This window comes from Bacillus sp. JJ1127, from assembly GCF_036965845.1.
Classification (GTDB): domain Bacteria; phylum Bacillota; class Bacilli; order Bacillales; family Bacillaceae_G; genus Bacillus_A.
Genome location: NZ_JBALQK010000036.1, coordinates 18,636 through 27,560 on the forward strand (window position 1 = coordinate 18,636; position 8,925 = coordinate 27,560).

Genomic DNA, 8,925 nt, shown 5'->3' on the forward strand with positions numbered 1-8,925 from the left:
TGTGGCTATTACAGCTTTATCATTCACAAGTATTCCTCTACACATATGAGTTTGTCTAATTAGTAGACGTCCTTTCTGTAAATTTTCCAGTGTTTTTTTACTAGTTCACCACTAGCCATCTAGGTTGTGGTTCTACAGATGTACACCCTAGATGTTCCTACATATCATTATAAGTTTTGCTCCCTACCTCCTTTACGTAAAATCTCTGACATAATAAACTCCTCTTTATCAATACCTATCATTATACTGCAAAAGGAAGAACAAACCAATTACAGTCGATTATTTATTTTCATATTCTTCGAATGACCAAAGTGGCTCTTGATATGCTTCAACCGTTAAATAGGTCATATACTCATTTGCAGTTAATGTTAGTACGTCATTCACTAGTTCATGTAATCTAACATTACTGTCTATCTTTTTCCACTTTTTATTTTTTAAACATTTCCAAATATCGTCAATCGTTACTCGGTCATAACCAAGCATTTGGAATTCCTCCACTTTACTTTGCAAAACGACTTGTAACTGTCCGCGGTAAGCTTCTACCAACTCTTCTTTTTCCACCATACATCACATCTCCTTCATATTTCAGCACGAAAAGTCGCTTTTTATCCCGCTCTAATGGACAGCAATCACTTACCTTTAAGAGTTCCATTTCTCTCGTTTCTTCTTAGCAGAAGTTTCACTTTCGTAACCGTCCTCTTAAATGCTTGTCATTCTTGTCTCATACGTGCATATAAATTATTGTAAATCATTCCATTGATTTTGAGAAGGTAGGAGAAGACCATGACAAGACAAAGCTTTTTGCGAGGTGCATTTATTTTAATGCTAGCTGGTTTTATTACAAAAATTCTTGGGTTTATCAACCGTATTGTAATGGCACGCATTGTAGGAGAAGAAGGCGTCGGTCTTTATATGATGGCTGTCCCTACTTTCATTTTAGCAATTACCTTAACGCAAATCGGGCTTCCTGTCGCCATTGCAAAATTCGTCGCAGAGGCGGAAGCGGTGAATGATAAACAAAAAGTAAAAAGAATATTAACAGTATCATTAGCTGTTACATCCGTTATTAGTATTATCTTAACAATCGCTATCATGCTTCTAGCTCCTATTTTGGCTGAAACATTACTTACAGATGAAAGAACATACTATCCACTCATAGCTATTTTACCTGTCGTTCCTGTTATTGCTATTTCATCTGTTTTACGCGGTTATTTCCAAGGAAAACAAAATATGAAACCAAGTGCCTATGCTCAAGTGCTGGAACAAGTGGTTCGCATTACTATTATCGCTGTATGCATTCGGCTATTTTTACCTTACGGCGTTGAATATGCAGCGGCAGGTGCAATGCTCTCATCTGTTCTTGGTGAAGTAGCTTCTTTATTATTCCTGCTCACATTATTCCAGCGTGAAAAGCATCTTTCTATACGAACAGATTTTCTAAGCACTGTCAAAGAAAGCAAACACACTTTTCATTCACTTATGGAAATTGCGCTTCCAACTACAGGAAGTCGTTTAATCGGTTCCGTTTCTTATTTTTTCGAGCCCATTGTTGTGATGCAAAGTTTAGCCATTGCTGGTGTTGCCGCTTCAGTTGCTACGAAGCAGTACGGTATATTAAATGGCTATGCATTTCCGCTTTTGTCGCTACCAGCTTTTATTACATATGCTCTTTCTACAGCACTTGTACCATCCATTAGTGAAGCGATGGTAAAAAAGCAACATCGATTAGTTGAACACCGCCTGCAACAGGCACTTCGTATTTCTTTAATTACAGGAGGCTGGTCGGTCGTCATTCTTTATGTATTCGCCTCCCCTGTCTTAACTCTCATGTATGGATCTGACAGCGCAACTTCATTCATTCAATTACTTGCACCTTGCTTTTTATTTCACTACTTCCAAAGCCCTCTTACATCTGTTTTGCAAGCTTTAAACTTAGCACGCGCTGCAATGATGAACACATTTATCGGAGCTATTGTCAAACTACTCGTTATTTTTGTACTCGCTTCACGTCCAGAGTTTCAAATGATGGGCGTTGCACTCGCTATCGCCGCTAACATTGTAACTGTGACATTTCTTCACTACGCTACAGTCTTAAAGAAAATTACATTCACAATTTACATGAGAGATTATATTTTCGGGGGAATTGCGATTGTTGTCGCAGGAGCTTTTGGTTTCTGTCTTCACAAGTATATTGTTTTTTCACACTCACTCGGTATACAAACATTATGGGAAATTACATTAACTACTACTATCTACATTCTACTTCTGTTTATTTTTAAACTGATTCGTAAAGAAGAATTACGACGCATTCCGATTATTCGTAAACTGTTCGCTTGAAAACAAACAGGCTTGCCGTTTCTAAAAATGGCAAGCCTTTATTCCTCTTTAACATCAACAAAAAACTGTCCATTTTGAAAACTACAATACAAAATCCTCTTCACATCATTATGCCCTAAGTTTTTTAGCTTCTCTACAAGCCAATCATCCGAATGCTCAATCATTTGTAAATGTTTTTGTTGAATTTCTCCGTCAATAATTAATGGAAGTGAAAAAAGCGGTGTATCATTTTTACTCTTCTTACTTTTTTGTTTTTGAAAGACAGATAGCTTCCCAGTTGGCTCTAAAATCGCATACTCTACATCACGTACATCTCCAATTCCTTGCTCACGTAATTGCACCATCAAATCGTCTATATTGTAACGCTGCTTTCGCATCTGTTTCTCATCAATTTTTCCTGCATTCACAATGATAGCGGGTTCCCCCTCTATCAAATGACGAATACGCTGATTTTTCAAAGAAACAATCGATAAAGTGATTTGTACACCCATAAGCAGTACCATGGGAACAAGCTGATGCCAAAGGGACTTATCTGTATTTTCAATTGCCACAACAGCCATCTCACCAAGCATAATAAAAACTACTAAATCTAATACACTTAGTTCGCCAATTTCTCGCTTTCCCATCATGCGAAAAATAATTAAAATCACAACATATAGAAGCATTGTCCGACCAACTATTGATAGCCATTCCATTCCCTCATCTCCTTTTTTACACCTTTTCTATTTATAGACTTCCCTGTAAAAAAGAAACTAGTCTAACTTATCCAAATTGAAAATATGCTTGTATTAAAAAGGAGGTATGCATAATGGATGGAACGAAAAGATTATCTACAGCAATCGGGTTTGGTGTTATCACTGTATTGGTTCTTGCCTCTATTACAAGTATGACAATTGCTCTTTTGTTAAAGTTCACCAATATCAATGAAGGGACATTGGCCGTTACTATTTTTGTATTTGCTCTTCTTTCCATGCTCATCTCTGGTTTTGTCGCTGGTAAAAAAGCGCAAGGTAAAGGATGGTTAGTTGGTTTTACAACTGGGCTTACCTTTACCATTCTTGTATTTCTTGTTAACTATTTAGGTTTCTCACATTCTTTATCCAACTCACAGCTACTCTATCAACTTGCATTAATGGGATCAAGTACACTTGGAGGAATCTTTGGCGTTAATATGACCAAACGGACAAATTGAAAAAAGCCCTGCATTTTGCAGGGCTTTCACTTATTACTTCTTCACAACTTCACGAATCGCATTGCGATCGAATGTTAAGTGTGAACCACCAGATTTAATAACAATCGTAGTATCCTCTACTGATTCAATTGTACCGTGTAAACCACCAATTGTTACGATAGCATCGCCTTTTGTTAATTCACTTTGCATTTGAGCTACCGCCTTTTGACGCTTTTGTTGCGGGCGAATTAATAAGAAGTAGAAGATCGCAAACATCGCGACGATCATGATAATATTCATCATACCTGGATTCATCTTTTATTCCTCCTTTAATAATTATGTATTAGAAGTTTTTAGCATTTGGTTTATTAAAGCCGTATTGCTCAAAGAACTCTTCGCGGAAATCGCCAAGACGATCTTCACGAATGGCTTGTCTCACCTGCTCCATTAAGTTTAACAGAAAATGAAGGTTGTGATAAGACGTTAAGCGAATTCCGAATGTTTCATCACATTTCATTAAGTGACGAATGTACGCACGAGAGTAATTTTTACATGTGTAGCAATCACAGTTTGGATCAAGCGGACCGAAGTCTCTTGCAAACTTCGCATTTTTTACAACGAGACGCCCCTCACTTGTCATACATGTACCATTTCGCGCGATACGAGTTGGAAGTACACAGTCAAACATATCGATACCACGAATCGCTCCATCAATTAACGAGTCAGGAGAACCTACTCCCATTAAATAACGCGGTTTATTGTCTGGAAGGAGTGGCGTTGTAAATTCAAGTACGCGATTCATAATATCCTTTGGTTCTCCAACTGATAATCCACCTACAGCATAGCCAGGGAAGTCCATTGAAACAAGATCTTTCGCACTTTGACGACGAAGCTCTTCAAACTCTCCGCCCTGTACAATACCAAACAGCCCTTGATCCTCTGGGCGCGCATGCGCTTTTAAACAACGCTCTGCCCAGCGGCTTGTACGTTCTACAGACTTTTTCATATATTCAAAAGTAGCTGGGAAAGGTGGGCACTCATCAAATGCCATCATAATATCTGAACCTAATGCATTTTGAATTTCCATTGCCTTCTCTGGTGATAAGAATAACTTGTCTCCATTTAAGTGATTACGGAAGTGAACGCCCTCTTCTTCAATACGGCGGAAATCACTTAAACTAAATACTTGGAAACCACCAGAATCCGTTAAAATCGCACGATCCCAGTTCATAAATTTATGTAAACCACCTGCTTCACGTACAATTTCATGACCTGGACGTAACCATAAATGATACGTATTGCTTAAAATAATACCTGAATCCATCGCTTTTAGTTCTTCTGGTGACATCGTTTTAACTGTTGCAAGTGTACCAACTGGCATAAATGTTGGTGTATCAAACGAACCGTGTGGTGTATGGACGCGACCTAAACGGGCACCTGTTTGTTTACATGTTTTAATAAATTCATAACGAATTGCTGTCATAGATTTACTCCTTTTATTTGTTGTTTCTCATTTTAGCATGCGATGCAACGAACATCGCATCACCAAAACTAAAGAAACGGTATTTTTCTTTTACTGCTTCATTGTAAGCATGAAGCACATTCTCTCTATTTGAAAATGCACTCACAAGCATAATTAATGTTGATTTTGGCAAGTGGAAGTTTGTAATTAAACCGTCAATTGCTTTAAATTCATAACCTGGGTACATAAAGATATCTGTCCATCCAGATGCTGCACAAAGTTTACCATCATGGTCTGTAGCAATTGTTTCAAGCGTACGAGTTGACGTTGTCCCAACTGTAATAATGCGACCACCGTTCTCTTTCACACGATTTAACAAGTCTGCTGTTTCTTCTGACATGTGATAATACTCTGCATGCATATGATGTTCTTCAATTGTATCAGCTGAAACAGGTCTAAATGTTCCAAGGCCAACATGAAGTGTAATAAATGCTAATTGAACACCTGTTTGCTTCAATTTCTCTAATAATTCTTCAGTGAAATGAAGTCCAGCTGTCGGTGCTGCCGCAGAACCGACTTCCTTCGCATATACCGTTTGATAACGGTCACGATCTTCCAATGTTTCTTTAATATATGGAGGAAGCGGCATTTCTCCAAGCTCATCTAAAATTTCATAAAAGATGCCGTCATATGAAAACTCAAGTTGACGACCACCTTGATCAGCTGTTCCAGTGCAAGTTGCTTTTAGCTTTCCTTCACCAAAAGAAATGACAGTTCCTTCTTTTACACGCTTCGCTGGTTTCACAAGTGTTTCCCACTTATCGCCATCCTCTTGCTTTAAAAGAAGTACTTCAATGTGTGCACCTGTATCTTCTTTCACACCATGCAAACGAGCAGGCATAACTTTCGTTTCATTTAAAACTAAACAATCACCCTCATGTAAATAAGAAAGAATGTCAGCAAAATGCTTGTGCTCAATATCACCTGTTTCACGATCTAACACCATTAATCTTGATGTTTCACGCTTCTCAAGCGGCGTTTGAGCAATAAGTTCTTCAGGTAAATGAAAATCAAACAGATTAATATCCATAACTATATCCACCTATTTCTATTTAAATCGATTTATTATATACATAACAAAAGATAATACAATACTTAACACAATACATGTAATGATCGGAAAATAAAAGGTAACGTTTCCTTTTTTTACAAAAATATCGCCTGGAAGCCTTCCTATAAACTTCCAAGCTAATCCAACAACTATAAGAAGAATACCAGCCGTAATAAGCAGCTTTGGCATATCCATCAAACCCCAGGCATCTCCATTCCAAAATGTTCATAAGCGAGCGGCGTTACGATTCGTCCTCTTGGCGTTCGTTGTAAGAATCCAATTTGGAGTAAATATGGTTCATACACATCTTCAATGGTAGTAGACTCTTCTCCAATTGTCGCTGAAACCGTTTCTAATCCAACTGGTCCACCGCGGAATTTTTCAATAATACCAAGTAGTAACTTATGATCGATATGATCTAAACCTAATTTATCCACTTGTAAGAGTTCTAATGCCATTTGTGTAATTTCCATCGCAATCGTTCCATCGCTGCGAACTTGCGCAAAGTCACGTACACGTCTTAATAAACGGTTTGCGATACGCGGCGTACCACGTGCACGCCTTGCAATTTCTAATGCTGCCAAGGAATCTATCTCAACTTCAAACACTTCTGCTGTCCGTTCAACGATTGCCGAAAGTTGGTCTACTGTATAATACTCTAATCGTGATAATACACCAAAACGGTCACGGAGCGGTGCTGATAACGCACCTGCACGTGTTGTTGCACCAACTAATGTGAATGGAGGTAAATCAAGACGTACAGAGCGTGCTGTCGGCCCTTTACCAATAACAATATCAAGACAGAAATCCTCCATTGCTGGGTATAATACTTCTTCAATTGATCTATGCAAGCGGTGAATTTCATCAATAAATAGTACATCACCAGGTTGAAGCGCCGTTAACACCGCTGCTAAATCCCCTGGACGCTCTATTGCTGGACCTGACGTCGTTCGAATATTAACGCCCATTTCGTTGGCAATAATATTGGCAAGCGTCGTTTTCCCTAGTCCTGGCGGTCCATATAATAGTACGTGGTCCAATGTCTCCTCACGCATTTTCGCTGCTTCAATAAACACTTCTAAATTATGTTTTGCCTTATCTTGGCCAATATACTGACGGAGCGTCTGTGGCCGTAACGAATATTCTAAGTCTGCATCTTCATATGCAGATTCTCCCGAAAGGAGACGTTCGTCCATTCTACTCACCTCTTACCATTTAGTAACAGACTAAGTGCCTTTTTAATATATTGATCCGTCGTAAGTGATTCTTTTAATAATTCTGGTACAACGCGAGACACTTCTCGTTCTGCATAACCAAGTGCACGAAGCGCCTCAAGCGCCTCATCAAGCTCAGCTGATGACCCTTTCTTCTCATCTAAACGTTCTACATCTGAGAATAAATCAACAAATGCATCTGGTACAACATCTGCTAATTTTCCTTTTAAGTCTAAAATCATTTGGCGCGCTGTTTTCTTTCCTACGCCCGGGAATTTCACTAAGAACTTTTCATCCTCATTTTCAATTGCTTGCACGACCTGTCCGGTTTGACCAGAAGCCAAAATGGCAAGTGCACCTTTTGGCCCGATTCCTGACACACCTAAAAGTTTTGTAAATAATAAACGCTCTTCACGTGTCTTAAATCCATAAAGCGCCATAATATCTTCTCTCACATAATGATATGTATATACACGAATTTCTTGCTTACTTCTTTGGAATACATACGGATTTGGCGTAAAAATTTGATAGCCAATTCCATTATGATCAAGAACGACATATTCTGGCCCTACATATTCCACATAGCCTGTAACATATTCAAACAAAATACGATCTCTCCCTCTCAAATCATGTATTCCATTTTAACATATTTAATGATAGAAAAGCGAGACTGCCCCAACAAATGTTCTCTACTTTGATTTTTCATTTTTTATAACGAAGTCTTTAACACAAAAGCATTTAACCCAATCGGGAAAGATATGTTAATTGATGAAATTGCAAAACAAATCTTAGCTAAGAATAAATAAGAAAACAGCAGCTCATCCTGAGCTGCTGTTTTTCTTACTTTGCACCGCATACTGCTTCATTTTCTCAATCGTCTTCACAAAACGCTCTTTTGACCTGATACGAATACCACGCTTTAGTTCCGCTCGCTCATAACTTTCTAGCTTTTTCATATCAATTTGAAAAAATGAATGAATCACATTATCTCTGTTTGGTACACCGTTAAAGATCTGTAATATCCCCTCATTGGAAACGCCGAAATAACCGCTTGTTTTTAGTAAAGGTGAAATGTCATCTATCTTTTTTTGCAATACAATTTGCACATCATCACGATCGACAAGCTGCCAATCTTTATATTGCTTCAAAAACTGCTCTAAATTCGCTACCTTTTCAGCAAAAATTTCTTCACTTGCTTCTCCGTCTAAATACATACGCTCTAGCAAAATTGTCACTTGAGGTTCTTTTTCCGTTACATCTGGTATAGTAGCTGCAGCCCTCACACTCGATTCATGAGACAAACAACATATAGCAATTAAAACTTGAACTGCAATCATCATGAATTTCATTTCCGTTCACCTCTTCTAGGCAAAATAGAACTTCCATTCTTAGTTTTTCCGGAAATAGAGGTTTTATCCGTAAGCGAAATCGGAATAAAGCGAAACCTCCATGTGATATATTACCATTTGCATTTTAATTCTTTTGAGAATATTCGTGAGATTATTAATAAAATATTCCGATATTAAAACCACAAAAAAATGAAGTTTAGATTCTCTTATCCAAACTTCACTTTACTTTTATATAATAAGAAAGACGCCTGAACATAGCAGGCGTCTTGATGCGTTTACGG

The 8,925-nt window shown here is 38.1% G+C and carries 11 protein-coding genes; 2 read left to right on the forward strand and 9 right to left on the reverse strand.

Annotated elements, in window-relative coordinates:
* Nucleotides 1-279 precede the first annotated feature (279 nt).
* Nucleotides 280-564, reverse strand: a complete 285-nt coding sequence (locus V7183_RS04635; protein ID WP_097897038.1) for a post-transcriptional regulator — start codon at nt 562-564, stop codon at nt 280-282.
* A gap of 219 nt (nt 565-783) precedes the next feature.
* Between V7183_RS04635 and spoVB the strand changes: the two genes are divergently transcribed.
* Nucleotides 784-2,337, forward strand: a complete 1,554-nt coding sequence (gene spoVB, locus V7183_RS04640; RefSeq protein ID WP_097897039.1) for a stage V sporulation protein B — start codon at nt 784-786, stop codon at nt 2,335-2,337.
* A 38-nt stretch (nt 2,338-2,375) separates the two neighbouring features.
* Here the strand turns inward: spoVB and V7183_RS04645 are convergent, their stop codons facing one another.
* Nucleotides 2,376-3,032: a DUF421 domain-containing protein gene (locus tag V7183_RS04645; protein ID WP_097897040.1), complete on the reverse strand. Its 657-nt coding sequence runs from the start codon at nt 3,030-3,032 to the stop codon at nt 2,376-2,378.
* A 113-nt stretch (nt 3,033-3,145) separates the two neighbouring features.
* On the opposite strand from V7183_RS04645, the gene V7183_RS04650 reads away from it, so the two are divergent.
* Nucleotides 3,146-3,529: a TIGR04086 family membrane protein gene (locus V7183_RS04650; RefSeq protein WP_097897041.1), complete on the forward strand. Its 384-nt coding sequence runs from the start codon at nt 3,146-3,148 to the stop codon at nt 3,527-3,529.
* Nucleotides 3,530-3,562: 33 nt separating this feature from the next.
* Here the strand turns inward: V7183_RS04650 and yajC are convergent, their stop codons facing one another.
* From yajC to V7183_RS04685, 7 genes are all read right to left on the reverse strand, one after another.
* Nucleotides 3,563-3,823, reverse strand: coding sequence for a preprotein translocase subunit YajC (gene yajC / locus V7183_RS04655; protein ID WP_097897042.1), 261 nt, complete (start codon nt 3,821-3,823; stop codon nt 3,563-3,565).
* Between the two features lie 28 nt (nt 3,824-3,851).
* Nucleotides 3,852-4,991 (reverse strand): tRNA guanosine(34) transglycosylase Tgt, encoded by a 1,140-nt coding sequence (tgt, locus tag V7183_RS04660; protein WP_097897043.1) that lies wholly within the window; start codon nt 4,989-4,991, stop codon nt 3,852-3,854.
* Nucleotides 4,992-5,004: 13 nt separating this feature from the next.
* The gene (gene queA / locus V7183_RS04665; RefSeq protein WP_335358843.1) at nt 5,005-6,060 is read right to left on the reverse strand and encodes a tRNA preQ1(34) S-adenosylmethionine ribosyltransferase-isomerase QueA; all 1,056 of its coding nucleotides are present in this window, start codon (nt 6,058-6,060) and stop codon (nt 5,005-5,007) included.
* A gap of 18 nt (nt 6,061-6,078) precedes the next feature.
* Nucleotides 6,079-6,279, reverse strand: a complete 201-nt coding sequence (locus V7183_RS04670) for a DUF2905 domain-containing protein (RefSeq protein WP_097897045.1) — start codon at nt 6,277-6,279, stop codon at nt 6,079-6,081.
* Nucleotides 6,276-7,277 (reverse strand): Holliday junction branch migration DNA helicase RuvB, encoded by a 1,002-nt coding sequence (gene ruvB / locus V7183_RS04675; RefSeq protein WP_141523184.1) that lies wholly within the window; start codon nt 7,275-7,277, stop codon nt 6,276-6,278. The genes V7183_RS04670 and ruvB overlap by 4 nt, the downstream gene beginning before the upstream one ends.
* 5 nt (nt 7,278-7,282) lie before the next feature.
* Nucleotides 7,283-7,900: a Holliday junction DNA helicase RuvA gene (ruvA, locus tag V7183_RS04680; RefSeq protein ID WP_335358844.1), complete on the reverse strand. Its 618-nt coding sequence runs from the start codon at nt 7,898-7,900 to the stop codon at nt 7,283-7,285.
* 213 nt (nt 7,901-8,113) lie between these two features.
* On the reverse strand, nt 8,114-8,644 hold the full coding sequence (locus V7183_RS04685) for a BofC C-terminal domain-containing protein (RefSeq protein ID WP_097897048.1): 531 nt from the start codon (nt 8,642-8,644) through the stop codon (nt 8,114-8,116).
* Nucleotides 8,645-8,925 lie beyond the last annotated feature (281 nt).